This is a genomic window from Pseudomonas fuscovaginae SE-1 (genome assembly GCF_000364705.1).
Classification (GTDB): Bacteria; Pseudomonadota; Gammaproteobacteria; order Pseudomonadales; family Pseudomonadaceae; genus Aquipseudomonas; species Aquipseudomonas fuscovaginae_A.
Genome location: NZ_AQOH01000004.1, coordinates 25923 through 52787, shown reverse-complemented (window position 1 = coordinate 52787; position 26865 = coordinate 25923). Strand labels below are relative to the sequence as shown.

At 63.4% G+C, this 26865-nt stretch carries 23 protein-coding genes; 9 read left to right on the top strand and 14 right to left on the bottom strand.

Annotated elements, in window-relative coordinates:
* The 4 genes from K675_RS0100705 to K675_RS0100690 all read right to left on the bottom strand — a co-directional run.
* Positions 1-321: hypothetical protein (locus K675_RS0100705; protein ID WP_017901589.1), on the bottom strand; the 321-nt coding region annotated here is incomplete at its 3' end.
* A 421-nt stretch (positions 322-742) separates the two neighbouring features.
* The gene (locus K675_RS0100700) at positions 743-3091 is read right to left on the bottom strand and encodes an FdhF/YdeP family oxidoreductase (RefSeq protein WP_017901588.1); all 2349 of its coding nucleotides are present in this window, start codon (positions 3089-3091) and stop codon (positions 743-745) included.
* Complete coding sequence (gene fdhD / locus K675_RS0100695; RefSeq protein ID WP_017901587.1) at positions 3088-3927, bottom strand: formate dehydrogenase accessory sulfurtransferase FdhD; 840 nt, start codon at positions 3925-3927, stop codon at positions 3088-3090. The genes K675_RS0100700 and fdhD overlap by 4 nt, the downstream gene beginning before the upstream one ends.
* A gap of 94 nt (positions 3928-4021) precedes the next feature.
* Complete coding sequence (locus tag K675_RS0100690; RefSeq protein ID WP_017901586.1) at positions 4022-4909, bottom strand: LysR family transcriptional regulator; 888 nt, start codon at positions 4907-4909, stop codon at positions 4022-4024.
* 138 nt (positions 4910-5047) lie between these two features.
* Here K675_RS0100690 and lysM point away from each other — a divergent pair, with 138 nt between their 5' ends.
* Positions 5048-5488, top strand: a complete 441-nt coding sequence (gene lysM, locus K675_RS0100685; protein WP_017901585.1) for a peptidoglycan-binding protein LysM — start codon at positions 5048-5050, stop codon at positions 5486-5488.
* 92 nt (positions 5489-5580) lie between these two features.
* Here lysM and yrfG read toward each other — a convergent pair whose 3' ends face one another.
* Positions 5581-6243 (bottom strand): GMP/IMP nucleotidase, encoded by a 663-nt coding sequence (yrfG, locus tag K675_RS0100680; protein WP_017901584.1) that lies wholly within the window; start codon positions 6241-6243, stop codon positions 5581-5583.
* A gap of 89 nt (positions 6244-6332) precedes the next feature.
* Here yrfG and nudE point away from each other — a divergent pair, with 89 nt between their 5' ends.
* Positions 6333-6899: an ADP compounds hydrolase NudE gene (nudE, locus tag K675_RS0100675; protein ID WP_017901583.1), complete on the top strand. Its 567-nt coding sequence runs from the start codon at positions 6333-6335 to the stop codon at positions 6897-6899.
* Positions 6896-7738, top strand: coding sequence for a 3'(2'),5'-bisphosphate nucleotidase CysQ (gene cysQ / locus K675_RS0100670; protein ID WP_017901582.1), 843 nt, complete (start codon positions 6896-6898; stop codon positions 7736-7738). Before nudE ends, cysQ begins: the two co-directional genes overlap by 4 nt.
* A gap of 163 nt (positions 7739-7901) precedes the next feature.
* On the opposite strand, the gene K675_RS0100665 is transcribed toward cysQ, so the two are convergent.
* The 7 genes from K675_RS0100665 to rfbB form a co-directional block, all read right to left on the bottom strand.
* On the bottom strand, positions 7902-8357 hold the full coding sequence (locus K675_RS0100665; RefSeq protein ID WP_017901581.1) for a YiiD C-terminal domain-containing protein: 456 nt from the start codon (positions 8355-8357) through the stop codon (positions 7902-7904).
* Between the two features lie 22 nt (positions 8358-8379).
* Entirely contained in the window at positions 8380-9774 is a 1395-nt protein-coding gene (locus K675_RS0100660; RefSeq protein WP_017901580.1) for a sigma-54-dependent transcriptional regulator, read from the bottom strand.
* Positions 9771-11585 carry a sensor histidine kinase gene (locus K675_RS0100655; RefSeq protein WP_017901579.1) on the bottom strand — a complete coding sequence of 605 codons (1815 nt, stop codon included), beginning with the start codon at positions 11583-11585 and terminating at the stop codon, positions 9771-9773. The genes K675_RS0100660 and K675_RS0100655 overlap by 4 nt, the downstream gene beginning before the upstream one ends.
* 72 nt (positions 11586-11657) lie before the next feature.
* The gene (rfbD, locus tag K675_RS0100650) at positions 11658-12542 is read right to left on the bottom strand and encodes a dTDP-4-dehydrorhamnose reductase (RefSeq protein ID WP_017901578.1); all 885 of its coding nucleotides are present in this window, start codon (positions 12540-12542) and stop codon (positions 11658-11660) included.
* Complete coding sequence (gene rfbC / locus K675_RS0100645) at positions 12539-13084, bottom strand: dTDP-4-dehydrorhamnose 3,5-epimerase (RefSeq protein ID WP_017901577.1); 546 nt, start codon at positions 13082-13084, stop codon at positions 12539-12541. The genes rfbD and rfbC overlap by 4 nt, the downstream gene beginning before the upstream one ends.
* Complete coding sequence (rfbA, locus tag K675_RS0100640; protein ID WP_017901576.1) at positions 13081-13956, bottom strand: glucose-1-phosphate thymidylyltransferase RfbA; 876 nt, start codon at positions 13954-13956, stop codon at positions 13081-13083. Before rfbA ends, rfbC begins: the two co-directional genes overlap by 4 nt.
* Positions 13953-15035, bottom strand: a complete 1083-nt coding sequence (gene rfbB / locus K675_RS0100635) for a dTDP-glucose 4,6-dehydratase (protein WP_017901575.1) — start codon at positions 15033-15035, stop codon at positions 13953-13955. Before rfbB ends, rfbA begins: the two co-directional genes overlap by 4 nt.
* 438 nt (positions 15036-15473) lie before the next feature.
* Here rfbB and aguA point away from each other — a divergent pair, with 438 nt between their 5' ends.
* Together aguA and K675_RS0100625 are read left to right on the top strand one after the other, a co-directional pair.
* On the top strand, positions 15474-16580 hold the full coding sequence (gene aguA / locus K675_RS0100630) for an agmatine deiminase (protein WP_017901574.1): 1107 nt from the start codon (positions 15474-15476) through the stop codon (positions 16578-16580).
* A 245-nt stretch (positions 16581-16825) separates the two neighbouring features.
* Positions 16826-17026: a hypothetical protein gene (locus tag K675_RS0100625; protein ID WP_026144800.1), complete on the top strand. Its 201-nt coding sequence runs from the start codon at positions 16826-16828 to the stop codon at positions 17024-17026.
* 62 nt (positions 17027-17088) lie between these two features.
* On the opposite strand, the gene K675_RS0100620 is transcribed toward K675_RS0100625, so the two are convergent.
* Entirely contained in the window at positions 17089-19179 is a 2091-nt protein-coding gene (locus K675_RS0100620) for a TonB-dependent receptor (RefSeq protein WP_017901572.1), read from the bottom strand.
* A 249-nt stretch (positions 19180-19428) separates the two neighbouring features.
* Here K675_RS0100620 and K675_RS0100615 point away from each other — a divergent pair, with 249 nt between their 5' ends.
* From K675_RS0100615 to K675_RS0100600, 4 genes are all read left to right on the top strand, one after another.
* Positions 19429-20121 (top strand): DsbA family protein, encoded by a 693-nt coding sequence (locus K675_RS0100615; RefSeq protein ID WP_017901571.1) that lies wholly within the window; start codon positions 19429-19431, stop codon positions 20119-20121.
* A gap of 289 nt (positions 20122-20410) precedes the next feature.
* Entirely contained in the window at positions 20411-21697 is a 1287-nt protein-coding gene (locus tag K675_RS0100610) for an OprD family porin (RefSeq protein WP_017901570.1), read from the top strand.
* A gap of 141 nt (positions 21698-21838) precedes the next feature.
* Complete coding sequence (locus K675_RS0100605) at positions 21839-22774, top strand: alpha/beta hydrolase (protein WP_017901569.1); 936 nt, start codon at positions 21839-21841, stop codon at positions 22772-22774.
* 142 nt (positions 22775-22916) lie between these two features.
* Complete coding sequence (locus K675_RS0100600; RefSeq protein WP_017901568.1) at positions 22917-25010, top strand: multicopper oxidase family protein; 2094 nt, start codon at positions 22917-22919, stop codon at positions 25008-25010.
* Between the two features lie 39 nt (positions 25011-25049).
* Here K675_RS0100600 and K675_RS0100595 read toward each other — a convergent pair whose 3' ends face one another.
* The gene (locus K675_RS0100595; protein ID WP_017901567.1) at positions 25050-26558 is read right to left on the bottom strand and encodes a hypothetical protein; all 1509 of its coding nucleotides are present in this window, start codon (positions 26556-26558) and stop codon (positions 25050-25052) included.
* Between the last annotated feature and the right edge of the window lie 307 nt (positions 26559-26865).

Sequence of the window (26865 nt, the reverse complement as noted above, 5' to 3'; positions counted from 1 at the left end):
GCCGCCGCCGGCCGCCGCACCGATCAGGCTGCCGGTGGTGCCACCCATGCTGCGGCCGATCACGTTGCCACCGGCCGCGCCCAGCGCGCCGCCGATCGCCGCTTCGCCACGGCTGCGCTTGTCCGCGCCGACCGCACTGCCACCAGCGCCGCCGAGGGCCGCACCGATGGTCGAACCGGTGTTGCCGCCCAGCGACTGGCCGACCGCCGAACCGAGTACACCACCCAATGCGCCGCCGATACCGGCCTCGGTGGTACCACCAGCGCAAGCCAGGCCACTGGCCAGGCTCAGGGACAACAAGAGAATCGACGAGAACTTCATGTGAGAGGAGCCTCCTAGGGATGACGGCGCGATCCTGAGGCTTGTGACAGCGTGCTTACAACGGAAATCCGACGAATAGCACGACGTGTATACAAAAAGGTAACTTACTGATTTGTATGAGGAACTTAGTTGATTTCAGGCGGTCTCAGGCTACTTGAACCCCGCCATTTCCGCGCGCTCTGGAAGAGGCTGACGCCGCTTCCAGGATGCCGATGTGCCCCAGCGTTTTTCCATACCGTACAACTGTTGCCGGTTGCCCAGGTAGGCACTGCCGACCCGGTTGAGCAGGCCCGCACAGGCGGGCAATGCTCCGGGCTCGCCTGCCAGCGTGGAGTGCACGGCGCGGGCGCATATTGGCCACAGTAGGGCGCGGTGGCAATGCCCCGGGACGACAGTGGGTCGAACGCCAGGGCGGCTGGGGTCAACTGGCCTGGGCAAGGATCAGGCTGCTCTCTTTGGCCCTTTCCAGGCAGATTGCGACGAACTTGGAGGTCGGGGTATGGCTGCCTTCGCCGACGCTTTCCAGCGGTACCAGCGGGTTCACTTCCGGGTAGTAGGCGGCGGCCTGGCCGGCGGGGATGTCGAAGGCCAGCAGGGTGAAACCCTTGACCCGGCGCTCGCGACCGTCTTCCCAGAGCGACACGATGTCGACCTTCTGCCCCGGCTTGAAGCCCAGGCGGATGATGTCCGCTTCGTTGACGAACAGCACTTCGCGCTGGCCCTTGACCCCACGATAACGATCGTCGAGACCGTAGATGGTGGTGTTGTACTGGTCGTGGGAGCGCATCGACTGCAGGATCAGGTCCGGCTTTTTCCCGGTGGCGTGGGTGAGCTCGTGGATCAGGTCGTTCGGCAGGCTGTTGGAGCGGAAGTTCGCCCGGCCTGACGGCGTGTTCCAGCGCCGTGCGCCAGCTGTATTGCCCAGATAGAAACCACCCGGATGTTCGAGGCGCTGGTTGAAGTCCTTGAAGCCGGGAATGGTGTCGGCAATCAGGTCGCGGATACGGTTGTAGTCGCCGACCAGCCAGTGCCAGTCCACTGGGTGCGAACCGAGGGTCGCGGCGGCGATGCCGGCGATGATCGCCGGTTCCGAGCGCATGTGCCTGGACAGCGGTTGCAGTTGACCGTTGGAGGCGTGGACCATGCTGAACGAGTCTTCCACGGTCACCGCCTGGGTGCCTTCAGCCTGCATATCGATGTCGGTACGGCCCAGGCACGGCAGGATCAGCGCTTCCTTGCCATGGGTCAGGTGGCTGCGGTTGAGCTTGGTGCTGATCTGCACGGTCAGTTCGCAGTTGCGCAGCGCTTCGAAGGTCCGCGGGCTGTCCGGGGTGGCCTGGGCGAAGTTGCCGCCCAGGCCGATGAACACCTTGGCGCGGCCGTCGAGCATGGCGTGGATGGCCTCGACCACGTTGTGGCCGTTGCTGCGCGGGACCTTGAACTGGAAGCGGCGTTCCAGAGCGTCGAGCAGGGCCACCGGTGGGCGCTCGTTGATACCCATGGTGCGGTCGCCCTGCACGTTGCTGTGGCCGCGTACCGGGCATAGGCCGGCACCCGGTCGGCCGATGTTGCCGCGCAGCAGCATCAGGTTGGCGATTTCCTGGATGGTCGCCACCGAGTGGCGGTGCTGGGTGATGCCCATGGCCCAGCACATGATGACGTTCTTGCCCTTGGCGTACATCCGCGCCGCCTGCTCGATCTCGGCCAGGGTCAGGCCCGACTGCGAGACGATCCGATCCCACGGGGTGTCGTCGATGGCGGCCAGGTAGTCGAGTACGTTGGCGGTGTGTTCGTTGAGGAAGTCATGGTCGAACACCGACGGTTCGTTCGCCGCCTGGGCTTCGCGCTCCCATTGCAGCAGGAACTTGGCCATGCCGCGCAGCATGGCCATGTCGCCGCCCAGGGCCGGGCGGAAGTAGGCGGTGTTGGTCGGCTTGTCACCGTTGGTGAGCATTTCCAGCGGGTGCTGCGGATGCTGGAAACGCTCCAGGCCACGCTCCTTGAGCGGGTTGATGCAGACCACCTGGCCGCCGCGCTTGACCGCTTCACGCAGTGGTTCGAGCATCCGTGGGTGGTTGGTGCCGGGGTTCTGGCCCCAGACGAAAATCGCATCGGCGTGTTCGAAGTCGTCGAAGGTCACGGTGCCCTTGCCGACTCCGACACTCTGCGCCAGGGCCACGCCGCTGGCCTCGTGGCACATGTTCGAGCAGTCGGGGAAGTTGTTGGTGCCGAAGGCCCGGACGAACAACTGATACAGGTACGCCGCCTCGTTGCTGGCCCGGCCCGAGGTGTAGAACTCGGCCTGGTCGGGGCTGTCGAGGTTCAGCAGATGCTTGGCGATCAGCGCGTAGGCCGCGTCCCAACTGATGGGCTTGTAGCGGTCGCTGGCCGGGTCGTAGCTCATCGGCTCGGTCAGGCGGCCCTGGTACTCGAGCCAGTAGTCGGACTGCTCGAGCAGCGAGCTGACGCTGTGTTTGGCGAAGAACGCGGCATCCACCCGGCGCTTGGTGGCTTCCCAGTTGACGGCCTTGGCACCGTTCTCGCAGAACTTGACCATGCCGCTTTCCGGCGAGTCGCCCCAGGCGCAGCCGGGGCAGTCGAAGCCGCCATTCTGGTTGGTCTTGAGCATCATGCGGATGTTCTTCAGCGCGTTGTCGCTGGTCAACCAAGCCTGGGCCACGCTGATCAGCGCACCCCAGCCGCCGGCCGGACCCCTGTAGGGCTTGTAGCGGGGGGTAGGGGTCTGATCGGCTTGATTATGATTGCTCACGCAGGATTCTCCATCGCAGGGCTATAGACCCGCGGCGCACTTTTTTGCGGCAGGTGGATGAGGTTGAGGTTGTGCCGGCGCGCCCATTGCAGCGCCAGTCCGGTGGGGGACGACAGGCTGACCAGGGTCTGGATGCCGGCCCGCAGGACTTTCTGGATCAGCTCGAGACTGCAGCGGCTGGTGACGATGGCCACGCCGCCGGCGGTCGGTATCCGTTGGCGGATCAGCGCACCGATCAGCTTGTCGAGGGCGTTGTGCCGGCCGATGTCTTCGCGGCCCAGCAGTAGTTCGCCCTGATCGTTCATGAACACCGCGGCATGCACGGCACCGCAGTGCTGGCCCAGGGGCTGGAAGGCGCTGATGCGTTGGCGCAGGTCGAGCAGCCAGTCGGCTGGCGGCAGCGGCGCGCCGGGCAGTACGTTCAGCTCCGGCAGGGCCTGCTCCAGCGCCTCGACGCCGCACAGGCCGCAGCCGCTGGTGCCGGCCAGTTGGCGGCGCTGCTGCTTGAGGCTCCAGAACGCGCGGCTGGAAATCTCCACTTCGGCGTAATGGGCCGAGCCATTGCTGGTCAGTTTCAGGTCGTAGAGTTCGCTGGCGTCCTGGATGATGCCGCTGCCGAGGCTGAAACCGACGATGAAGTCTTCCAGGTCGGTGGGCGTGACCAGCATCACGGCCTGGCTGATGCCGTTGTAGGCGATGGCCAGCGCGACTTCTTCGGCGAGGGAGGTCTCAGCGGCTTCGTGATGATCGAGGTCGCTGTACTGGTAGCTTTGGCTGGCGGCCGGCGCGGCTGCCGTGGTGACAGGAATCGCGCAGCCGTCTGGCTTGGCGTGCATGGAGGATTACCGGCGAAATGTACAGTGCCAAGATTAGGCGCGGCAAAAGGTCACGTCTAATCGCTAGTACTGATCCGCCGATAGATGATATCGATCAAGGTGCGCTTGACGATTTCTGATAGAGCGTGAAGCAGGCTTCGGCCAGGGCCGAACGCGGTGCTCCCCGACGCATGATCAGGCCCAGGTTGGCCAGGGTCCGCGCATTTTCGATCGGTTGCAGGTTCAAGTGGTCTGTCAGGGTTTCGAGGCCGCTGTTGAGCGGCATGATCGCGCAGCACAGGCCTCCATTCACGGCTTGCAACAATTGATGAACGGCATCGGTCTGCAGCAGGGGTTGCGGATTCAGGCCACGGCTGTGGAAGTTGTGATCGATGGATTGGCGAAAGTGCATGCCGCTGGTGAGCATGCCCAGCGGCAGCTCGGTCAGCGCTTGCCAGCTCAGCGGCTGTTCGCCGAAGTCGAAGAAGCGCTGGTCGTAGAGCAGGCCCATGGCGGTTTCGCTCAGGGGCAGGGCGTCGAAGCGCTCGGTGTCCAGGCGATCCAGATAGGACACGCCGAGATCGAGGCGGTTGCTCGCCAGTTGTTCGAGGATCTGTTCGGAGCTGAGGGACGACAGTTCGAAGCGCAGGTCCGGATGTTCGGCGTGCAGGCGCTGCATCAGGTGCAGCGGATCGAAGTTCGACAGCGGCACCACGCCCAGGCGCAGGGTGCCGATCAGGTTGCCGCGACAGGCGGCGGCTTCGGCCTGCAGGCCGTCGTAGGCGGCCAGCACGGTGCGGGCCCAGGCCAGCACTCGTTCCCCGGGCGCGGTGAAACCCTCGAAGCGCTGGCCGCGGTTGACCAGTTGCAGGTCGAGCTCTTCCTCCAGGTTGCGCAGGCGCATGGACAGGGTCGGCTGGGTGATATGGCAGCGCGCCGCCGCCTGGCCGAAGTGTCGCGTCTCGTCCAGGGCAATCAGGAATTTAAGCTGTTTGATATCCATCGTCGCTCCAGGCGCGGTCCAGGCCGGGATTCTAGCGCGGTTGGGCTACGCTGAGTCATGGGTCTGTCCGGAACCTGTCGCAGACGTGCCCGGTCCAGTGGTTCGCGTCTGGATATCACCCATCAAGGAGAAGGAACCATGAGTATCCTGAGCTTCGTGAAAGAGGCGGGCGAGAAGCTGCTCGACCTGCTGACTCCGGGCAATGTCAATGCCGGCGAGCAACTCAAGGCGCATATCGCCGGGGTCGGTCTGGGCAACCCGAATGTCCAGGCCACGGTGGCGGGCGACAAGGTCACGGTGACGGGAACGGTGGCCAGCCAGGAGGAGAAGGAAAAGGTCCTGCTGGCGCTGGGCAATATTGCCGGTATCGGCAGCGTCGACGACCAGATCACGGTCAGCGGGCCAGTGGTGCCGGCGGCGCGGTTCGTCGTGGTGAAAAAGGGTGACACGCTGAGCGCCATCTCGAAGGCGGTTTATGGCGATGCCAACCAGTACAACCGGATCTTCGAGGCCAACAAACCGCTGTTGTCACATCCGGACAAGATTTATCCGGGGCAAACGCTGCGTATTCCCGCTTGATACGAAACCTGTAGGAGCCCGGCTTGTCGGCGAAGGGGCCCTTGAATACGCCCAAGCTTTACTGGCAGGCCGGCTCGCCGCACCGCCGTCTTCTACAGGTCAGTGATCAATTCCCTATAGTCGCCTACCGCAGCAAACTCCTCGGTGTCCTTGGGCCCCTTGCGACTGTCCGGCTCGCGCACCGCCAGCAGGTGCGCGACGCCGAAGCGGCGGGCGCTGCGCAGGATCGGCAGGGTGTCGTCGATGAACAGGCTGCGTGCCGGGTCGAAGCCGATATCGGCCTGCAGCGCGTCCCAGAACTGCGGGGACTCCTTGGCGAAGCCGTAGTCGTGGGAACTGATCAGGCGCTCGAAGTAGGGCGCCAGCTCGATCCGCTCCAGCTTCAGCGACAACGAATCGCGATGGGCGTTGGTGATCATGATCACCCGCTTGCCTGCCTGGCGGATCGCCGCCAGGAAGGTGTCGGCGTCCGGCCGCGGGGCGATCAGGTGCGCGGTTTCCAGCTTCAGCTCGCGCACCGGCAGCTTGAGCTCTTCGCTCCAGAAGTCCAGGCAGTACCATTGCAACTGGCCGGCGTTGTCCCGGAACAATGCACCCAGCTCCGCCTCGGCCATGGCGAGGCTGACGCCGTGCAGCTCGGCGTAGCGGCGCGGCAGGTGCTCCATCCAGAAGTGATTGTCGTAATGCAGGTCGAGCAGGGTGCCGTCCATGTCCAGCAGAACGGTATCGATGTCGCGCCAGGGTAATGAGGGCATGGAAAACTTCTCGACCGGGAAAAAGGATATCCGACACAGACAATCGGAAAAGCCACGGTATAGTAACCCGTTAACGCTCAGGAGCCGTCATGCGCCAGAAACCCACCGTACTTGCCCGTGAAATCGTCGCCAGCAGCCGTCTGTTCCGTGTCGAACAGGTCCAGTTGCGTTTCTCCAACGGTGTCGAGCGCACCTACGAACGGTTGGTGGGCAAGGGCGCCGGCTACGGCGCGGTGATGATCGTGGCGATGCTCGACGCCGAGCATGCGGTGCTGGTCGAGGAGTATTGCGGCGGTACCGATGAGTACGAGCTGTCGTTGCCCAAGGGGCTGATCGAGCCAGGTGAGGACGTGCTGGCGGCGGCCGAGCGGGAGTTGAAGGAAGAGGCCGGTTTCGGTGCCCGGCAACTGGAGCACCTGACCGAGTTGTCCTTGTCGCCGGGCTACATGAGCCAGAAGATCCAGGTGGTCCTGGCCAGTGACCTGTATGAAGAACGTCTTGAGGGTGACGAGCCCGAGCCTATGCGGGTCGACCGGGTGAACCTGCGCGAGCTCTCCGGCCTGGCGCAGAACCCGCAATTCACCGAGGGCCGTGCGCTGGCGGCGTTGTATCTGGCCCGTGACCTGTTGACCCAGCGTGGAGTGTTTCAACCATGAGTGATCCGTTTGTGAATCTGCCGCATCCGTTCCTGGCCCCGGTGATCGAACTGGCGCGCCGGGCCGGCGAGGCGATCCTGCCGTTCTGGCGGGCAGATGTCGAAGTGATGGACAAGGCCGATGCGTCGCCGGTGACGGCGGCGGACCTGGCGGCGCATCACCTGATCGTCGCCGGTCTGACCGCGCTGGCACCGGATGTGCCGGTGCTGTCCGAGGAGGACGCCGACATTCCCCGCGAGGTGCGTGCCGGCTGGCAGCGCTGGTGGCTGGTGGACCCGCTGGACGGCACCAAGGAGTTCATTTCCGGCAGTGAGGAGTTCACCGTGAACATCGCCCTGATCGAGCAGGGGCGGGTGGTGTTTGGCGTGGTTTCGATGCCGACCAGTGGCCGCTGCTATTTCGGTGGCCGTGGCCTGGGTGCCTGGCGTGCGGACAGCGGCCTGGCGCCCGAGCCGATTCGGGTGCGTACGCAGCCGCCGGCCGATGGTTCGTTCACCGTGGTGGCCAGCCGTCGGCATTCCAGCCCCGAGCAGGAACAGCTGCTGTCCGGGCTGAGCGCCAGCCTGGGTGAGCTGGAGCTGGCGAATATCGGCAGTTCGCTGAAGTTCTGCCTGCTGGCCGAGGGGGCGGCGGATTTCTATCCGCGCCTGGCTCCGACTTCCCAGTGGGACACGGCGGCGGCCCAAGGAGTGCTGGAGGGGGCTGGCGGCGAAGTGCTGGAATTGGGCGGCGAGCGTTTCAGCTACCCGGCGCGTGAATCGCTGCTCAATCCGTTTTTCCTGGCGCTGCCTGAGCAGGCGCCCTGGCGGGCGCAGTTGCCGAAGCTGCCACGGGCCTGAGCACATGGCTGTGTTTCTGATCCAGGGGAGTATTGACTGTGGGAGCCGGCTTGCTGGCGATCCGCCAAAAGGCGGCCATCTCCCACTGACTATGGCGCCTGCAAAATCGCGATCGCCAGCAAGCCGGTTCCCACAGGATGGTGGTGTTCCCGCGTAGGGGATTTCAGCGGTGCAGCACGTACTGGCCGCTGAAGCGCACGGCCTCCTCTTCGCTGCCGGCATTCATCATCCGGCTTTCCAGGGTCAGCCGCGCCCGGCCGTAGCGCTGGTAGGTCGCCAGGAATTTTTTCCAGACCTTCTCGTCCGGGGCCGCACAGATCGCCTCGGCATCGCCGGTGACCGGCAGCGGGTAGCTGATCTGACCCTCCTGGATGACGATGTGCCCGTTCCTGATGCCCGCCTCGTGCAGGCTCAGGTGCAGCCAGCCCCAGCCGGCCAGCACCGCGCCGCAATACAGGCTGCCGCCGAACATGGTGCTCTTGTGGTTGACGTTGGGCTCCAGCGGCAGCCACAGGCGCAGTTGCCCGCCTTCCCAACCGCCGACCTTGAGCCCCATCTCGCGTGTCAGGGGAATGTCGTGGTGCAGGATGGATTCCAGATAGTGGCTGTCGCGGTTCATGCAGTGACCTCAGTGGTGTGATTCATTCGAGCTCCTCGCCGCCGCCGTGGCTGCCGCTGTCGAAACTCAGGCCGTGTTTGCGCAGCTTGTCGTGCAGGGTCTTGCGCGGAATGCCAAGGGCCTCGGCCAGGCTGCGCAGGGAGCTGTGGGAGCGCGCCAGTTCGGCGGCGATCAGCGATTTTTCGAAGTGCTCGACCTGTTCGCTCAGGCTGCTGCCGCCGTTGCCGATGGCGATCTGCGCATCGAGATTTTCCGGGGCGCTGTTGTCCAGTGCCAGCTCCAGGCCAAGGGCGAAGCGTTCGGCGGCGTTCTGCAGTTCGCGCACGTTGCCCGGCCAGCCATGGCGCAGCAGCAGCGCCCGTTGCGCCGGTTGCAGGCTGTGGGGCGGCAAGCCATGGCGGCTGCTGGCTTCGTCGGCGAAATGCTGGAACAGGAGCAATGCATCTTCACCGCGTTCGCGCAGTGGCGGGATGCGCAGCGGCGCGACATTCAGGCGGTAATACAGGTCGGCGCGGAAACGGCCCTGGTCGGCGGACTGGCGCAGGTCTTCCTTGGTCGCGGCGATGATGCGGATATCCAGCGGGATCAACTGGTTGCCGCCCAGACGTTCGACCACCCGCTCCTGCAACAGGCGCAGCAGCTTGACCTGGACATCCAGGCTCATGCTTTCGATTTCATCGAGGAACAGGGTACCGCCGTTGGCGAACTCGAACTTGCCGATCCGGCGTTTCTGCGCGCCGGTGAACGCTCCCGGTTCGTGGCCGAACAGTTCGCTTTCCACCACCGACTCGGCCAGGGCCCCGGCGTTGATCGCCACGAACGGACCGTTGCGGCGGCTCGACAGGTCGTGCAGGGCGCGAGCGACCACTTCCTTGCCGGCGCCGGTCTCCCCGAGGATCAGCACGTCGGCCTTGGTCGCCGCCAGGGCGCCGATCTGCTCGCGCAGGCGCTGCATCTGCGGCGAGTGGCCGAGCAGGCGGGTTGCCAGTTGCTGGCGATCGCTCAAGGCCAGGCGCAGGCTGCGGTTGTCCAGCACCAGGCGGCGCAGGGCCAGGGCGCGGCGCACGCTGTCGAGCAGGGCATCGCTGGCGAAGGGTTTCTCCAGGAAGTCATAGGCGCCGGCGCGCATCGCCTGGACCGCCAGCGGCACGTCGCCGTGGCCGGTGATCAGCAGCACCGGCAGTTCCGGATCCTGGGCGTGCAGTTCGTTGAGCAGCTCGATGCCGTCCATGCCGGGCATGCGGATATCGCTGACCACCACGCCCGGCCAGTCGCGCTCGATGCGCGCGGCCAGGCCACGGGCCTCGGCCAGCGGCAGGATCTTCAGACCGGCCAGATCCAGGGTCTGGCTCAGGGCCTGGCGCAGGTGGGGATCGTCGTCGATCAGTACCACCTGGATCTGGTGGTCGATAGTCATACACTCGAATCCTCGGCCGGTTGCAGGCTGACCCCGGGCGCACCGGCGCGCATCCGCAGGGTAATCAGGGCGCCGCCTTCGCGGTGGTTGGCGAACAGCAGTTCGCCACCGAAGGCGCGCATCAGGGAGTCACAGATCGCCAGGCCCAGGCCGAGGCCCTGGGTGCGCGTCTTGGTGGTGTAGAACGGTTCGCCGGCGCGATCCAGTGCTTCGAGACAGAAGCCCGGGCCGTTGTCGCGAATGGTCAGGGTCACGCCTTCCGGCGACGCCTGGGCGCTCAGCCAGAGCTTGCGCGGTGGGCCCTTTTCGGTCAGGGCGTCGAGGGCGTTCGCCAACAGGTTGCCGAGCACCTGGCGCAGCCGGGTTTCACCGGCCTCGACCCACAGCGCAGCGGCCGGCAGGTCGCGGATCAGTTCGACTTCCATCGCCCGCCTGCGCTTGGCCAGCAGGGCCAGGGCGTCGTCGAGCGCCGGCTGCAGGGCCACGCTTTCCGGGGCATGCCGGTCGCGGCGGGCGAAAGCGCGCAGGTGGGCGATGATCGAGGCCATGCGCCCGGTCAGTTCGCTGATCAGCTTGAGGTTGCCACGGGCGTCGTCGGTACGCTGGTGGTCGAGCAGCACTTCGGCGTTTTCCGCGTAGCTGCGGATCGCCGCCAGTGGCTGGTTGAGCTCGTGGCTGATGCTCGCCGACATGGTCCCCAGTGCCGAAAGCTTGCCGGCCTGGACCAGGTCGTCCTGGGCGCGTACCAGTTCCTGCTGGGCATGTTCGCGCTCCAGCACTTCCTGCTTGAGTCGGCGGTTGAGTCCTTCCAGATCACTGGTCCGTTCGGCGACGCGCATTTCCAGCTCGCGGCGGGCCTTGGCCTCGAAGGCGATTCGTTCCAGGTAGTGCCGCCGGCGCTGCATCATCAGCCCGAGCAGCAGCATCAGCACCAGCAGAGTGGCGCCGCCGACCGCGACCACGGTCCGCACGGGACGGTCGATCAGCGTCCGTGGGGCGAGGATGCTGACGCTCCAGCCGGTCTCGTCGATCTGCCGGGTTTGGGTCAGCCAGGCCTCGGGATTGATGTTCAGCGGCTGCGGATTGCGTGTTGGATAAGGCTGGATCGCGGTGATGGCATCGCGTTCGCTGCCGTTCAGGGAACGGGTTGCGCGAAAGCGCCAGTCCGCCCGCGAGGTCAGGATGACCACGCCGTTATGGTCGGTCACCAGCAGTTGTTCGGGGCTCTTGCCCCAGAGGCTTTCGGTGTGGTCCAGGTCGACCTTGACCACCAGCGCGCCGATCACCTTGTCGCCGTCGCGTACCGCCGCGGCGAAGAAGTAGCCGCGCTTGCCCGAGGTGGTGCCGAGGCCGAAGAAACGCCCCAGGCGACCGGCCATGGCTTCGCTGAAGTAGGGGCGGAAGGCGAAATTGCGGCCGAGGAAGCTGTCGTGCTTGTCCCAGTTGGAGGCGGCGAGGGTCTTGCCGCTGGTGTCCATCAGGTACATGACTTCGGCACCGGTCTGGTTGCAGATGTCGCGCAGCAGACTGTTGGCGCTTTCCAGGCGCAGGTTCCGGTCCGGTTCGGCGAGTACGGCGCGCAGGGCCGGCAGATCGCCGAGGATCTGCGGCAGGACCTCATAGCGGTGCAGGGTACCCAGCAGGTTGGCGACGTAGAGGTCGAGGGTCTGGCGGTTCTGGCTCACCAGTTCGCTGCGGTAGTAGCGCTCGGCGAGATGTTCCAATGGCCATAGCAGCGGCGCCAGGCAGAGGAACAGCAGGGCCAGGCTGCGCCAGCGGGGTCTGCGTGGAATGGGGGGAGTCGTGATCATCGGGAGTGCGCCGGTTTGGTCCGACGCATTATGGGGGAGGGCGGGCAATCAATAAATGACGTTTCGCCGGCCTCAGCCCTGTTCGGCGAGACACTCGCGCAATGCGGTGTGCCAGTCCGGTTGGCTCACCTGCCATTCGCGCAACAGGCGGCTGCAGTCCAGGCGCGAATTCAGCGGGCGGGTGGCCGGCGTCGGGTAGGCACTCGACGGGATCGCTTCGAGAATTGCGCAGGGCTTGTTCAGGGCCAGCAGTTGTTCGCCGATCGCCTGGGCGAAGCCGAACCACGAGGTTTCACCGCTGGCGGTCAGGTGGTAGGTACCCCAGGCGCCGGCCTGGCCGGCCTGCCAGCGCTCGATCAGGGCGCGGGTGCTGGTGGCGATGGTCCCGGCCCAGGTCGGTGCCCCGACCTGGTCGGCGACGATGCGCAGTTCCGGTTTCTCCTGCAGCAGCCGCTGCATGGTCAGCAGGAAGTTGCGCCCATGGCTGGAGTAGACCCAACTGGTGCGCAGGATCAGGTGCTGCCCCTGGGCGGTGGCGATGGCCCGCTCGCCGGCCAGCTTGCTGCGCCCGTAGACGTTCAGCGGGTTGGTTTCATCGTCCTCGGTGTAGGGCTCGGCCTTGCTGCCATCGAACACGTAGTCGGTGGAGTAGTGGATCAGCGGGACGCCGAGGTCGGCGGCCTCCTGGGCGAGCACGCCGGGTGCCGTGGCGTTGATCGCGAAGGCCAGGTCCGGTTCGGACTCGGCCTGGTCGACGGCGGTATGGGCGGCGGCGTTGATGATCAGGTCCGGACGGTGGGCGCGGACCTGCTGGCGGATCTGCTCGGGGTGCGCGAGGTCGAGCTGGTCGCGTCCGAGCACGATCAGTTGGCCAAGGTCGCCCAGACGCTTCTGCAACTCGCGGGAAACCTGGCCATGTTGGCCGCTGATGAGGATTTTCAGGGGAGATGTGCTCATTCGAACAGATCGGCCTCGTGCAGGGGTTTACCGTTCTGATCCTTGACCGAGAGCTGCGGAACCCCTTCGAATTCCCAGTCGATGGCCAGGGTCGGGTCGTCCCAGCGGATGGTGCGCTCGGCGCTGGGGGTGTAGTAGTCGGTAGTCTTGTAGAGGAATTCGGCGTAGTCGCTGAGGACCACGAAACCGTGGGCAAAGCCTTCGGGTATCCACAGTTGGCGATTGTTCTCGGCCGAGAGGCGTACACTGGCCCACTTGCCGAAGTTCGGCGAACTGCGGCGGATATCCACCGCGACATCGAGTACTTCGCCAGCGGTCACGCGCACGAGCTTGCCTTGGGTATGTTCCAGTTGGTAGTGCAGGCCGCGCAGTACGCCGCGTTGCGAGCGGGAGTGGTTGTCCTGCACGAAATTGACCGCAAGACCCGTTGCCCTTTCAAAATCACGAGCATTGAAGCTTTCATAGAAGAACCCCCGAGCGTCACCGTATACCTTGGGTTCGAGAATCAGCACGCCTTGCAGATCGGAGGTCGTCACGTTCATGGAGTTTCTCCTGCGAGAGTAAAGAGATACTGCCCATATCCGGTTTTGCCAAAATACCTGGCACGTTCGAGCAAGTGCTCGCGATCGATCCAGCGATTCTGGTAGGCAATTTCTTCCAGGCACGCAACTTTGAGACCTTGGCGGTGTTCAATGGTTTGAACGTATTGCGAGGCTTCCAGCAGACTGTCGTGGGTGCCGGTGTCTAACCACGCAAAGCCACGTCCGAAGCGCTCTACTTGCAAGTCTCCACGTTTCAGGTAGGTATTGTTGACATCGGTGATTTCCAGTTCTCCACGTGCTGACGGCTTGACCGCCTTGGCGATCTCGATCACATCGTTGTCATAGAAATACAGGCCGGTGACCGCGTAGCTGGATTTTGGCTTGGCCGGTTTCTCTTCGATGGACAGTGCCCGGCCCTCCTCGTCGAAGTCGATCACGCCGAAACGCTCCGGGTCCTTGACCCGGTAGCCGAAGACCGTTGCACCCTTTGGTTGGCGGGAGGCTCTTTGCAGTTGGGTGCTGAAGGACTGGCCGTGGAAGATGTTGTCGCCCAGGATCAGGCATACCGGATCCTGGCCGATGAATTCCTCTCCGATCAGGAACGCCTGGGCCAGGCCGTCCGGGGACGGCTGCTCGGCATAGCTGAAGTGCACGCCGAACTGGTTGCCATCGCCCAGCAGGTTGCGGTACTGCGGCAGGTCCTGCGGGGTGGAAATGATCAGGATTTCGCGAATGCCGGCCAGCATCAGCACCGAAATCGGGTAGTAGATCATCGGCTTGTCGTAGATCGGCAGTAGTTGCTTGGACACCCCGAGGGTGATCGGGTGCAGGCGGGTGCCGGAGCCACCGGCCAGTACGATGCCTTTCATCATGCCAACAATTCCTTGTGGTCGAGGGAACCCAGGCGTTCGCCCTGGTAGCTGCCGTCCTGTACCCGGCGGCACCATTCCAGGTTCTGCAGATACCACTGCACGGTCTTGCGCAGACCGCTTTCGAAGGTTTCTTCCGGGGTCCAGCCCAGTTCGCGTTCGATCTTGCCGGCGTCGATGGCGTAGCGCAGGTCGTGGCCCGGGCGGTCCTTGACGAAGGTGATCAGGTCGGCGAACCGCGCCACGCCAGCGGGGCGGGTGGGCGCCAGTTCTTCCAGCAGGGCGCAGATACCACGGACCACATCGATGTTCTTCTGCTCGTTATGGCCACCGATATTGTAGGTCTCGCCGACCACGCCATCGGTCACCACCTTGACCAGGGCGCGGGCGTGGTCCTCGACGAACAGCCAGTCGCGGACCTGCCGGCCGTCGCCATACACCGGCAGCGGCTTGCCGGCCAGGGCATTGAGGATCACCAGCGGAATGAGCTTTTCCGGGAAGTGGAACGGCCCGTAGTTGTTCGAGCAGTTGGTCAGCAGCACCGGCAGGCCATAGGTACGGTGCCAGGCGCGAACCAGGTGGTCGGACGCGGCCTTGCTTGCCGAGTACGGCGAGCTGGGGGCGTACGGGGTGGTTTCGGTGAACAGGTCATCGACGCCATGCAGGTCGCCGTACACTTCGTCGGTGGAGATGTGGTGGAAGCGAAAGGCGCTTTTTTCCGGCGTGGCCAGTTTCGACCAGTAGTCGCGGGCGGCTTCCAGCAGGCTGTAGGTGCCGACGATATTGGTCTGGATGAAGTCCGACGGGCCGTCGATGGAGCGGTCGACATGGGATTCGGCGGCCAGGTGCATGATCGCGTGGGGCTGGAAGCGGCCCAGCACCGCGCTGACCGTGGCCTGATCGACGATATCGGCCTGGACGAACTCGTAGCGGGTGTCGGTCGCGATGCTGGTCAGCGACTCGAGGTTACCGGCGTAGGTCAGCTTGTCGAGGTTGAGCACTTCGTGCTCGGTGTTGCGGATCAGGTGCCGAATCAGGGCGGAACCGATAAAGCCGGCGCCGCCGGTGACTAGAATACGCATGTCGGTGTGCCTTTTCCTTAGACGGACATTCGATGGATGCAGCATAGCTTGTGGGTAGGGACGCAGCGGTGCAAGTGCGATTGCTCCTGTATCGGTGTCGACTCTTCCTACTTTACTTCGTGCTTGCGTATTGACGGCGCCGATGGCGACAGAGACATCCGATAAAACTTCAGGGAGTCGTTGCATGTTGCTCGCCTCGTCGGTCCGTCACGTATTGTGGACTGTTTCGTCGACAGGCTGTCGGAGGTACTGGACGAGCGGCTTTGAGGGCCGCTTTCCCCAGGCAGACTTTGTTCTTTAAGTCGATTGTTATCGATAAAATTTGCTTTCTGAAAGGTTGTAAATACTTCTTTAGCTTTAAAAGCCGATTTTTATCGGCTATAAAGTGGGTGCCACATGCCCTGAAACTTTCGACGGTTCCCCGGAGTCCTGATCCCCATGAGTATCCTGCACAGCACCCCTCGCGCCGATGGCTTCCACATGCCTGCCGAATGGGCCCCCCAGACCCAGGTCTGGATGATCTGGCCCGAGCGCCCGGACAACTGGCGCCTGGGCGGCAAGCCGGCGCAGGCGGCCCATGCCGCAGTGGCCAAGGCGATCGCCCGCTTTCAACCGGTGACAGTCGCGGTCTCCGCCGGCCAGTACGAAAACGCCCGGGCGCGCCTGGACGTGCCGAGCATCCGCGTGGTGGAAATGTCCAGCGACGATGCCTGGGTTCGCGACAGCGGGCCGACCTTCGTCATTAACGACCAGGGCGAGGTTCGTGGCGTGCACTGGGGCTTCAATGCCTGGGGCGGCTTCGACGGCGGCCTGTACTTCCCGTGGAACCGTGACGAGCAGGTGGGTGGCAAGATCCTCGAGATCGAACGCTGCCAGGAATACCGCACCGAAGGCTTCGTGCTTGAAGGCGGTTCGATCCATGTCGATGGCGAGGGCACGGTGATCACCACGGAGGAATGCCTGCTCAATCGTAACCGCAACCCGCACCTGAGCCGCGAGGAGATCGAGAAAGTCCTTGGCGAGCACCTGTCGGTGGAGAAGGTGATCTGGTTGCCGGACGGTCTGTTCAACGACGAAACCGACGGTCATGTGGATAACTTCTGCTGCTATGTGCGTCCTGGCGAAGTGCTGCTGGCCTGGACCGACGATCCGCAGGATCCGAACTACCCGCGTTGCCAGGCGGCGATGCAGGTGCTGGAAAGCACCCGTGATGCCAAGGGCCGCGCCTTCGTGGTGCACAAGATGCCGATTCCGGGCCCGCTGTACGCCACCGAGGAAGAATGCGCCGGCGTCGATGCGGTGGCCGGCAGCCAGGAGCGCAACCCGTCGGTACGTCTGGCCGGTTCCTATGTGAACTTCCTGATCGTCAACGGCGGGATCATCGCGCCGAGCTTCGACGATCCGAAGGATGCCATTGCCCGGGAGATCCTGCAGAAGCTGTTCCCACAGCACGAGGTGGTGATGGTGCCGGGCCGTGAGTTGTTACTGGGGGGGGGCAATATCCATTGTCTTACCCAACAACAACCTGCGCCGCACCATGGATGAGTGAGGCTGTAACATCTGGCGTCACCACGACAAATACTGGCACTTTTGCATCATTGTAAATTTTTCTTCATCAAACCCGCGGCCCTTATGGGGCGCGGGTTTTTTTATGGATGCTGGCACGCGGAAGTGGCATTTTGGCATAGCTCTTGTATCTGCCTGGGGTACAGACGAAGCGTCTTCGGACTGCGACGTTTTGTCATAAACCTTGAGTAACTTAGCCGCTCATGAATCAGGAGAGCGCCGAGATGGACGTAGCCAGCGAGCGAGTTTCGCATCCCCTGTCGGTGACGAGCGAGTCGCTTCAAATTCTGGCTCAGTGGTTGAAAAGCAATGGAACGCGTGCAACCCGTGCTCAGGATCCTCGTCGAATGATTATCGACCGCTACCCCGCGGGCCTGTTCAGCGAAGCTGAACTGGAGGCATTGCTGGGGGTTTTGCAGGGTTAAATGGATTTATACGAAAACGCCGCTGCCCGGAGCGATCCGGACAGCGGCGTTTTTTATGCGCGTCAGAAACTGTAGGTACCGGTAACGACCAGGTTGCGCGGGGCTCCCGGCTGGATCTGGAAGGCACTGGTGGCCGAGGTGTAGTAGGTGCGGTCGCTGATGTTGCTCAACGCGGCGCGCAGGTCCCAGTCGCGGGTACGGAACCCGGCCAGGGCATCCCAGGTTCCGTAGCCTGGCAGGAGCACGGTGTTGGCGTTGTCGGCGTAACGGTCGCCGACCAGCGTCAGGCCGGTTTCGGCGTACCAGCCCATTTCCGGCTTCCAGGTCAGGAACAGGCTGCCGTTGCGCTTGGCGACGTTACCGACGCGCTTGCCCTCGAAGCCGTTGTTGTCCTTGACGATGGTGGCGTCCTGCAGACCGATGCCGCCGCGCAGGTACCAGTTGCCGGTGATCCGGCCGGTGCCGGTCAATTCGACGCCACGTGAGCGCTGCAGGCCGCTGAGCAGGGTGAACCCCGGGTTCTGCGGGTCGCTGGTACGGCGGTTGTAGAGCTCCAGCTCATACACGGCCAGGGTGGTGCTCAGGTTCTCGCCGAGCCAGTCGCTTTTTACGCCGACTTCCTTTTGCCGGGTCAATTCGGGGCTCAGGTCGTTGCCGTTGCCGGCGGCATTCGGGGTGATACCGATCAGGCCGCCGCCCACTGGCGAGAAGCTCTTGCTCCAGGATGCGTAGAACGAATGATCCTGCAGCGGCGTCCAGACCACCCCCAGTCGGGGGCTGGTGCTGTGACTGTCGCGGCTGTCCTTGATGCGGGTCAGGTTGTTGGTGGTCTCGACCTCGAAACGGTCATGGCGCAGCCCGGCGAGCAGTTGCCATTGATCGTTCAGGCGCAGTTGGTCCTGCACGTAGAGCGCACGGCTTTCCACCTCGGTGTGGTTGTCGCTGGATACCATCATGGTGCCGGTGTGGCTGAGATTGTGGTTTGGCTTGAACAGGTCAAGTGCGGGCACTGCCTGGCCACCACGGTTGGCGGCGAGCGAAGTGTAGAGCTTCGGATCTCGGCGCTGGCTGCCCAACTCCAGGCCGGTCAACAGGCGATGCTCGAAGCCGAAGGTGTCGACGCTGCCCTCGGCTTCCAGGTTGCTGAAGAGGTTGCGGGTGTTGAGGTCCTGTTGCCAGCGCTGGCGCGCGACCTGGCGGGTCGTGGCGTTGTAGCCGGTCAGGTAGGTGTTGTCGAAGTCGCTGTCGAGCTTGAATATCCCGAGGGTGTGGCGCAGTTGCCAGTTGTCGTTCAGTGCATAGGTGAGCTTCGAGCGCAGCGACTGCGCCTTGTCGTCGATGTAGTCGCGTGGGTCGCCGTAGCTGGTATCGCGACCGACATCGGCCGGGCGACCGTTGATCCCCGGGATACCGCGATCCGGCGTACGGTTGTAGCGGCTGTATTCGTACTGCACCAGCCAGTTCAGGTCCGGCGTCAGTTGCCAGCTCATCGACGGTGCGAACAACTGGCGGTTACCGCTGACGCCGTCGCGGAAGCTGTTGTTGTCCTGGTTGCCCAGGTTCAGGCGCAGGCTGAGGTCCTGCGTGGGATCGACGCTGAGGTCGGTGTAGAGGCTGCGCAGGTCATCGCTGCCACCCTGCACCTCGACCGTGGAGCGGCGTCCGAACTGCGGCAGCTTGCTGACCCGATTGACGATCCCGCCCTGGCTGCCACGACCGTAGAGGACTGCGGCGGGGCCCTTGAGTACCTCGATGCGTTCGATATTGTGCAGGTCGCGAATGTACTGGCTGTCGTCGCGGACACCGTCCAGGTAGAAGTCGTTGCTGGCATCGAAACCGCGGATTCGCAGGCTGTCGAAACGGGTGTCCGCGCCGCTGCTGACGTTGGGAATGCCGCTCAGTGCCTTGCCCAGGTCGTTGGTACCGTAGTCGAGCACATTGGCGGTCTTCAGCGAGTCGATGGCCTGAGGAACGTAGCGCGCCGGCGTGGCGGTGCGGGTTGCGGTGCTGACCTCCTTGACGCGTGGATCGTCCGGATCGGACTCGGCGCTGATCGACAGTTCCGGCAGGGTGGTCGTGGCTTGGGTGAATCCGGCGGACAGCAGAACGCAAAGCCCGAAAGTGACGGGCGCCAGGCGATAAGGGGCAGGCATGACGGGGATGTATCCGTGAGGGTGTTGAGGGGGTGGAAAGCGCGCGAATGGTATCGAGTATTATTTCTAATTGGTAATAATTACCAATAACGCGAAGGCCTTGTTTGTATCTAAATATGTCTGATCTGTTGCTTAGGCGGGATATGACCGATTCCTGCAACAAACCAGCCGCCATACCGGCGTTTTTCGAACAGCTACCCGGCGCTAACCTGTCGACATTGCCAATTGACGACTTTCCTGGAGACCGCCATGACCGCTCCCGCGACGCTTCACTATATTTATGACCCTCTTTGTGGCTGGTGCTACGGCGCCAAGCCCCTGGTGCAGGCCGCCAGCCAGGTGCTGCCGGTGACCCTGCACGGCGGTGGCATGATGGCCGGGAACAACCGGCAGTTCGTCAGCCCGAACCTGCGAGACTACGTCATGCCCCATGACCGGCGCATTGCCGAGTACACCGGCCAGCCGTTCGGCCAGGCGTATTTCGAAGGATTGTTGCGCGACAGTTCGGCGGTCTTCGATTCCGCCCCGCCGACGAGTGCCGTGCTGGCCGCCGAAGCATTGGGCGGACGCGGACTTGAGTTGCTCGGCAAATTGCAGACGGCGCATTACCTGGAGGGACGACGCATCGCCGATGCCGACGTGCTGCTGGAGCTGGCGACCGAGCTGGGCCTGGAGCCGCAGGCTTTCCAGGCGGCATTCGAGCGCAACGGCGGCGCGGTGGCGGCCGAGCACTTCAAGAATAGCCGGGCACTGCTGTCGCGCGTTGGCGGGCAGGGATTCCCGACCCTGGTGCTGGAGCGCGAGGGTCGCTTCAGCCTGGTCGATCTCGGGCTCTACCTGGGCAAACCGGAAGCGTTCGTTCAGTCCCTGCGCGAGTCGGCCGGATTATCCGTACAGGGCGGGACGGCACCGTCTTGCGGGCTGGACGGTTGCGCGAGTTGAATCATCCTGGCCGCTCATGCAAAACCGTCGTGCCGCTGGCTGATATGCCATTTTTCGAGGTTGGCCAAAAATTCTTGTCTAATTGGCGAGGATTCACGAAATTGACACTTTAGTCGTGTCGCGGATAGGATTCGCGGCACGCCTGTGGCTATAAGCCATATACCCAAAATAATAAGAGGCCCGCTGCATTCACCCGCAGGCGGGCCTTTTTTTTTCTGCGTGAAAATACCAATACACAGGTTCAGCTCGGGAGCTGCAGGGCGTTTCATCCAGCTATAAGGAAAACAACATGTTGAACAAACGGATCGGTCTGCTCGCACTGGGCATCCTCAGCGCTACCCAGGCCATGGCAAGCGATCAATCGGACGCCAAGGGTTTCGTCGAAGACAGCCACCTGAACGTGTTGCTGCGCAACGCCTACATCAATCGTGACTACAAGGACGGCAACAAGGACAAGGCCGAGTGGGGCCAGGCGGCCATCGGTACCTTCAAGTCCGGTTTCACCCAAGGCACCGTCGGTGTCGGCGTTGACGCCTTCGGCCTGTACGGCCTGCGTCTGGACGGAGGCAAGGGCACTACCGGTGCACAAGGCATCGACTTCTTCGCCAAGGACAACAAGGGCTCGCCTGAGCGCGATCTGGCCAAGGCCGGTGCCGCGGTGAAATTCCGTCTGTCCAACACCGTGCTGACCTACGGCGACCAGATGCCGGTCCTGCCTGTGCTGAGCTACGACAACGGCCGCCTGCTGCCGGAAAGCTACACCGGTACCCTGATCACCTCCAAGGAGATCAAGGGGCTGGAACTGAACGCCGGTCGTTTCACCGCCGAATCGCGCAAGAGTGATGAAGGCCGTGACAGCGGTGGCCTGAAGAGCATCAACGTGCTGGGCGGCAGCTATCAGTTCACCGACAACTTCAAGGCGGCCCTGTATGCCTCCGACGTCGAAGACGTGCTGAAGAAGCAGTACGTGAACCTGAACTACGTGTTCCCGGTTGCCCAGGACCAGTCCCTGACCCTGGACTTCAACGGTTACCGCACCAAGCTGGACAAGGACTACGCGGCCGACCACGACGCCGACGGTCGCGACAACAAGATCTGGAGCCTGGCGGCCACCTACGCCCTGGGTGCCCACTCCTTCACCGTCGCGCACCAGCGCAGTACCGGCGACAGCCTGCTGGGCTATCCGTACGGTGGCTACCAGCGTGGCCAGGGGCGCGTGGGGGATGGTGGCAACTCCATCTACCTGGCCAACTCCTACTGGTCCGACTTCAACGGGCCGGACGAGCGCTCCTGGCAGTTGGGCTACGGTCTGGACTTCGGTGCCTTCGGCGTACCGGGCCTGACCTACAACGTGGCCTATGTCCGTGGTGACAACATCACGACTGCCACCAGCTCCGGTGGTACCGAGCGCGAGATCTTCAACCAGGTCAAGTACGTGGTCCAGAGCGGCCCGGCCAAGGACCTGAGCGTGAAAGTACGCAGCTCGATCCTGCGCGTGTCGCAGAAGTCCTCCGACTACAACGTCGGCGGCAACGAAGTCCGTGTATTCGTCGACTACCCGATCAACGTGTTCTGATCGACGCGACAACGTTGGAGCGACCTGATCCCAGGTTGAACAGACGCCCCGACCGGTTCGGGGCGTTTTTGTTTGTGCCGGTTGCGGGTAATCTGTGGGGCTTGTGAGTTGATGCTTCCCCAGGATTGAGAGCCGGGCGCCATGACCGTCAGAACCTTTATCGCCCGTCGCCGCTGGCTGTCCCTGGGATTGCTGGCGCTGTTCCTTGCTGTTGGTCTGCCCTACGGTTGTTCCCGGCTGGCCTACAAGGAGCGCGAACTGTTGTTCAATATCCAGCCGGGCACCGCGGGCTGGTTCAGCGGCCTGCCGAGTGGGGTGCGGGAAATGCGGATCCCGGTCAGCGATGGCCTGGCCGGCAGTGACTACCTGCATGCCTGGTGGTGGCCATCGAGCCGCGTCGACGCGCCGACCATCCTCTACCTGCACGGCACCCGCTGGAACCTGACGGCGCAGGTCGGGCGGATCACCCAGCTGCGTGAACTGGGTTTCTCGGTGCTGGCCATCGATTATCGCGGCTTCGGTGACAGCCCCGGTGGGCTGCCGTCCGAGCGCAGCGTCTACCAGGACGCCGGCAATGCCTGGAAGCGCCTGGTGCAACTGCAACCCGACGCCCGCAAGCGCTACATCTACGGCCATTCCCTGGGGGGCGCGGTGGCGGTGGACCTGGCCGAGCGCCTGGCCGCCGACAAACAATCACCCAAGGCGGCCGGGCTGATCATCGAGTCGACCTTCACCGACCTGGGCGATGCGGCCCGGGCGGCGATCCCGACCTCGTTGCCGGTGCGCTGGATTCTCTCCGAGAAATTCGACTCCATCGACAAGATCAGCCAGATCGGCATTCCCTTGCTGATCGTCCACGGCACCGACGACCCCTACGTTCCGTCGCGCTTCAGCAAGGCGCTGTATGAAGCGGCCGCACAGCCCAAGCACCTGCTGCTGATCAAGGGCGGCAATCATATCAACAGCATGATTCTCGGCAGTCGCGAGTATGCCAAGGCCTTGCGCCAGGCCTTCGCCGGTTTCCCCGCGCCGATCGCCACTGGCTTTGCCGGCCAAAACGCTGTCAAAGCCCAATAAACATTGCACTGCCCCGATAACGGACTAGCTTTATGCCAGCACGGATTGCTGCTATTGAACACGGACTTCGTACGTCTGCGTTTCATCATCACTCCTGTGCCGACCCCCTGACCTTAGCGGTTGATTTGCAGGAGCAGTACTCATGACAGGATTGCATCACGACAAGGTGCGCTGCGCGCTGGGCCTGATCGCCCTCGCGGTGGCGAGCCAGGCACTGGCGGCGGAACCTTCCCGGCTGTTCAACAACCCGCCGGCGTTGCAACTGGAAGCGCCCAAGCCGAAGACGGGCACGTTGCTGCTCAAGAGTTCCCAGGCCGTCGAAACGACCCAGCCCGTCGTCACCCCGCAGGGGCACGCTGGCCGCGAGCGGCGTCTGGACCTGACGATCCAGTACACCGACAACCACATCTTCAACCCGGCGACCGGCGAGAACGTGCCGGTGTCGCTGCGCAGCTATACCGGTTCGGATGTCGACCCGGCGGCGCCGTTCATTGCACCGACCATCGATGTCACCCCCGGCGACACGGTACGCATCACCCTGGACAACCAGCTCAAGCCGGACCCGAGCTGCACCCAGCCGCCCGCCAACCCCGACCAGCCGCACTGCTTCAACGGCACCAACCTGCACTCCCACGGGCTGTGGGTGAGTCCGTCGGGCAACAGCGATAACGTGCTGCTGTCGATCAATCCCGGGGTCAAGTTCCAGTACGAATACAACATTCCCGCCGACCATCCGGCCGGCACCTTCTGGTACCACCCGCATCGCCACGGCTCCACTGCGCTCCAGGTCGCCAGCGGCATGGCCGGTGCGTTGATCATCCATGGCGACCGCCTGCCGGGCAAGGACGTCAACGGTGACATCGACACCCTGCTCAAGGACGCTCAGGGCCAGGCGTTTCCCGAGCGGCTGCTGGTGTTCCAGCAGATCCCGTATGCGTGCAAGGGAGCGGATGGCAACTTCCGCTACCAGCCGAAGAAGGACAAGGACGGCAATATCGTCAAGGACAAGGACGGCAAGGCCGTGATGGTCATCGACTGGACCTGCAACAAGGGCGAAGTCGGCGTCGTCGAGTCATTCGACCAGATGGAGTTCGGTACCTGGGGGCCATCCGGTCGCTACACCAGCGTCAACGGCCTGGTGCAGCCTATCTTCGATAGCGCCAAACCGGGGCAGGTGGAGCGTTGGCGGCTGGTCCATGCGGGGATTCGCGACACCATCAAGCTGCAGTTCCGGCGCATGGAGGACAGTGCCAAGGCTATCAGCGACCTGGGGGTGGGTGCCGAGAAGGCCGAGCAGTTCATCAGCCAGCAATGCACGGGCAAACCGGTCGAGTACCATGTCATCGCCTCCGATGGCCTGACCATGAAGCAGGCCCGGGCGCGCAACCTGGTGACCCTGCAGCCGGGCTATCGCAACGACTTGCTGCTGACCTTCCCCGAGTCGGGACGCTACTGCGTGATCGATGAGGCGGCGAGCAAGGCGAGCAACGTCGACCAGGCTGCCAGTGGCCGGCAGGTGTTGGGTTTCGTCGATGTCGGTCCTGGCGAGAAGGTCCCGGACACCACGGCGCACCTGACCACGGTGCTGGTCGCGGCAGCCGAGCGGCAGATGCCAGCCGAGGTGCGTGACACGGTGGTCGCCGACCTGAAGAAGGACCTGCATCTGGACAAGTTCATCCCGCATGCGGACATCGCCGACAGCGAGCTCAAGGGCGAAGGCCAGACACTGGTGTTCCTGATCGACACCTCCGATCCGAACAACACCAAGTTTGCCGTGGGCAACACCCTGGAGGATGCCGAACCGTTCAAGCCCGGTGTGGTCAACCGGCACCTGCAACTGGGTACGGCGGAGCAATGGAAGTTGCAATCGGCCCTGGCCAGCCATCCGTTTCATATCCACGTGAACCCGTTCCAGATCGACAGGATCATCGGTCCGGATGGCACCGACCTGAGTCTGCCGGGGGCTGTGGATAAAACCGATACGGATAATGAATACGCGGGGCTGAAGGGCGTGTGGAAAGACACGCTGTTCGTGAAGAGCCGCTCCAGCCCCGATGTATTTCCGAAGGGGGAAGGGGTTTATACGTTGTATGTGCGCACACGCTACGAACGCTACATCGGCGAGTTCGTGCTGCATTGCCACATCCTCGACCATGAGGACCAGGGCATGATGCAGAGTGTGAAGATCGAACTGCCGGATGGTAACGGCGGAGTGGTGCAGGGCGCGCACCACTGAGTCAATGCCGACGCAGGCTCGCCGGTAGGCGGGCTTGCGTCAGTGCAGGCCGTACGAGTAGACCCCCAGGTCGCGGCTGTTGTACCCGTTGCCCTTGGCCCAGAAAACCCGGTCCTGTGCTCCCTGGAAACCGAGAATGCCCAGGTAGCCGTCGATCGCCAGCCGTTTCCAGGAGCGTCCCCAGTCCGTGGAATAGAACACCCCGTCTGCGGAGATCGTGGCCTTCGACCACCAGTGCAGCCAGCTTGGCGGCTGATGATTGCTGGAGGTGTTGATCAGCAGGCTGTTCTGCCCCATCCAGAAATGCCCCTCGCGCAGTTGGGTATGGAACCCCATTGGGCCGAACACGCTGGGCAGTTCGCCAACGATATTCCAGCCCAGCTTGGCGATGTCCAGTTCGCCGACCCTGTTCTCACCCCGATCACCCTGATCGATCAGAGCCATGACGCGACCATTGCCGTTATCCACCAGGGCATCGATGAACAGCCCGTCCTCCCGCTGCACGGATTCCACCTGCCACGGGCCTGCATCCCGCTTGAGCTGGGCGCGGGTCGTCACGCTGACCGACAGGTTGCGGTCCCCCTCACCCGGATTACGCCCCCAGAAGCGTTGCGACACCCAGATGACCGCATGCTGTGCGTCCAGTTGCGTGACATGGGTCTGGAGGTCTCCGGTGTCGCTGGCGTCCTTTGACCACTCGGTAACGTCCGGTCGCTTGCCCTGGGCATATTCCTGGGTCACCAGCAGCGACTGGGAGGCAAAAATCTCGGTGTTGGTCGCACCGCCGTCGGCCGAGTAGAACACTCCGGTGGAGATGCCGTCGGGTATGTCGCCATAACCCATCGATTCCTGACTCGGCGAACTCCAGGCCCAGATCTCGTTCTGGCCATGGAAGTACGGCTTGATATTCCAGGCAATGTGATCGGCCTCGGAGAAAAAGCCCTTGGGCAACCAGCTCCAGTGCTTGCCCTGGTCGTCGGTGCGAAAGACCGCGCTTTGTGTTCCGGCAAACAGCACCTGTGGCTTGCCATCGTCGGGGGGCGTATCGGTCTCGGGGCGGTCCAGGCCGCTGAGCAGGAAGACCCGGTTGCCATCCGGACTGGCCACCAGGCAGGCGGGGTCGGTGATATGGGCCACCAGCTCGAACCGGCCCTGGTCGTTCAGGCGCGAGATGAAGGTGGTTTCCTTCTGACGCGGGGAGAGGAAGCTGGAGAAGGTGCCGGATTCTTCCGCGTCCTTATCCTCGTTCTGCGCCGGTTTGCCATAAAGCACGGCGTCCAGGTCCACCACGTTGGCGGCAGGTTGCAGCTCCTTGGCATCGGTCTCGACGCGCCCGACCAGCCAGGTGCCTTGCGGTGTGGCGACGACACCGGTGCAGAACTGGGTCATCGCGCGTTGGCGGATGTCCTGCACCGCGCCCAGTGTCTTTTGGTCCGGGCTGCCACCGCCCCATTCGAGCTTGGCGCTGAGAATGATCCACATGTACCACAGTGCGGCAGCGAGGATCAGTATGACGGGCAGTTTGATGAGCAGCTTCAGGCGAGACATGGGAGGTCCGTATCCAGGGAAAAGGCTGGGTAGTTTTTCTCATTTTCGGGGGCTGGAGTAAATTGCTGGCGCCGGGTGAAAGGTTGGAGATGTGAAGTGGGTCAGGTGGGGACGTGCTTGAGTGCGGAGGGGGAGGCGCGCCTCTGTGTACTGATAGGGTCCCTCTGTGTGGCGATCATACCTGCCCAAGAAAGGTTTCGGGATAGTAGACCACTTCAAAGTGGCAAATACCCTACCAGAAATAGTAATATTTCAGCGATATGATACGGGGCTTCGGTTTTACGTCCCGATCATCCCTGCGTCGCTT

Excerpts from the sequence above, each read along its gene's own strand:
- fdhD (WP_017901587.1), bottom strand. The coding sequence starts at position 3,927 with ATGCACGCCAAGCCAGACGGCTGCGCGATTCCTGTCACCACGGCAGCC.
- K675_RS0100690 (WP_017901586.1), bottom strand. The coding sequence starts at position 4,909 with ATGGATATCAAACAGCTTAAATTCCTGATTGCCCTGGACGAGACGCGA.
- lysM (WP_017901585.1), top strand. The coding sequence starts at position 5,048 with ATGAGTATCCTGAGCTTCGTGAAAGAGGCGGGCGAGAAGCTGCTCGAC.
- yrfG (WP_017901584.1), bottom strand. The coding sequence starts at position 6,243 with ATGCCCTCATTACCCTGGCGCGACATCGATACCGTTCTGCTGGACATG.
- nudE (WP_017901583.1), top strand. The coding sequence starts at position 6,333 with ATGCGCCAGAAACCCACCGTACTTGCCCGTGAAATCGTCGCCAGCAGC.
- cysQ (WP_017901582.1), top strand. The coding sequence starts at position 6,896 with ATGAGTGATCCGTTTGTGAATCTGCCGCATCCGTTCCTGGCCCCGGTG.
- K675_RS0100665 (WP_017901581.1), bottom strand. The coding sequence starts at position 8,357 with ATGAACCGCGACAGCCACTATCTGGAATCCATCCTGCACCACGACATT.
- K675_RS0100660 (WP_017901580.1), bottom strand. The coding sequence starts at position 9,774 with ATGACTATCGACCACCAGATCCAGGTGGTACTGATCGACGACGATCCC.
- K675_RS0100655 (WP_017901579.1), bottom strand. The coding sequence starts at position 11,585 with ATGATCACGACTCCCCCCATTCCACGCAGACCCCGCTGGCGCAGCCTG.
- rfbD (WP_017901578.1), bottom strand. The coding sequence starts at position 12,542 with ATGAGCACATCTCCCCTGAAAATCCTCATCAGCGGCCAACATGGCCAG.
- rfbC (WP_017901577.1), bottom strand. The coding sequence starts at position 13,084 with ATGAACGTGACGACCTCCGATCTGCAAGGCGTGCTGATTCTCGAACCC.
- rfbA (WP_017901576.1), bottom strand. The coding sequence starts at position 13,956 with ATGATGAAAGGCATCGTACTGGCCGGTGGCTCCGGCACCCGCCTGCAC.
- rfbB (WP_017901575.1), bottom strand. The coding sequence starts at position 15,035 with ATGCGTATTCTAGTCACCGGCGGCGCCGGCTTTATCGGTTCCGCCCTG.
- aguA (WP_017901574.1), top strand. The coding sequence starts at position 15,474 with ATGAGTATCCTGCACAGCACCCCTCGCGCCGATGGCTTCCACATGCCT.
- K675_RS0100625 (WP_026144800.1), top strand. The coding sequence starts at position 16,826 with ATGGACGTAGCCAGCGAGCGAGTTTCGCATCCCCTGTCGGTGACGAGC.
- K675_RS0100620 (WP_017901572.1), bottom strand. The coding sequence starts at position 19,179 with ATGCCTGCCCCTTATCGCCTGGCGCCCGTCACTTTCGGGCTTTGCGTT.
- K675_RS0100615 (WP_017901571.1), top strand. The coding sequence starts at position 19,429 with ATGACCGCTCCCGCGACGCTTCACTATATTTATGACCCTCTTTGTGGC.
- K675_RS0100610 (WP_017901570.1), top strand. The coding sequence starts at position 20,411 with ATGTTGAACAAACGGATCGGTCTGCTCGCACTGGGCATCCTCAGCGCT.
- K675_RS0100605 (WP_017901569.1), top strand. The coding sequence starts at position 21,839 with ATGACCGTCAGAACCTTTATCGCCCGTCGCCGCTGGCTGTCCCTGGGA.
- K675_RS0100600 (WP_017901568.1), top strand. The coding sequence starts at position 22,917 with ATGACAGGATTGCATCACGACAAGGTGCGCTGCGCGCTGGGCCTGATC.
- K675_RS0100595 (WP_017901567.1), bottom strand. The coding sequence starts at position 26,558 with ATGTCTCGCCTGAAGCTGCTCATCAAACTGCCCGTCATACTGATCCTC.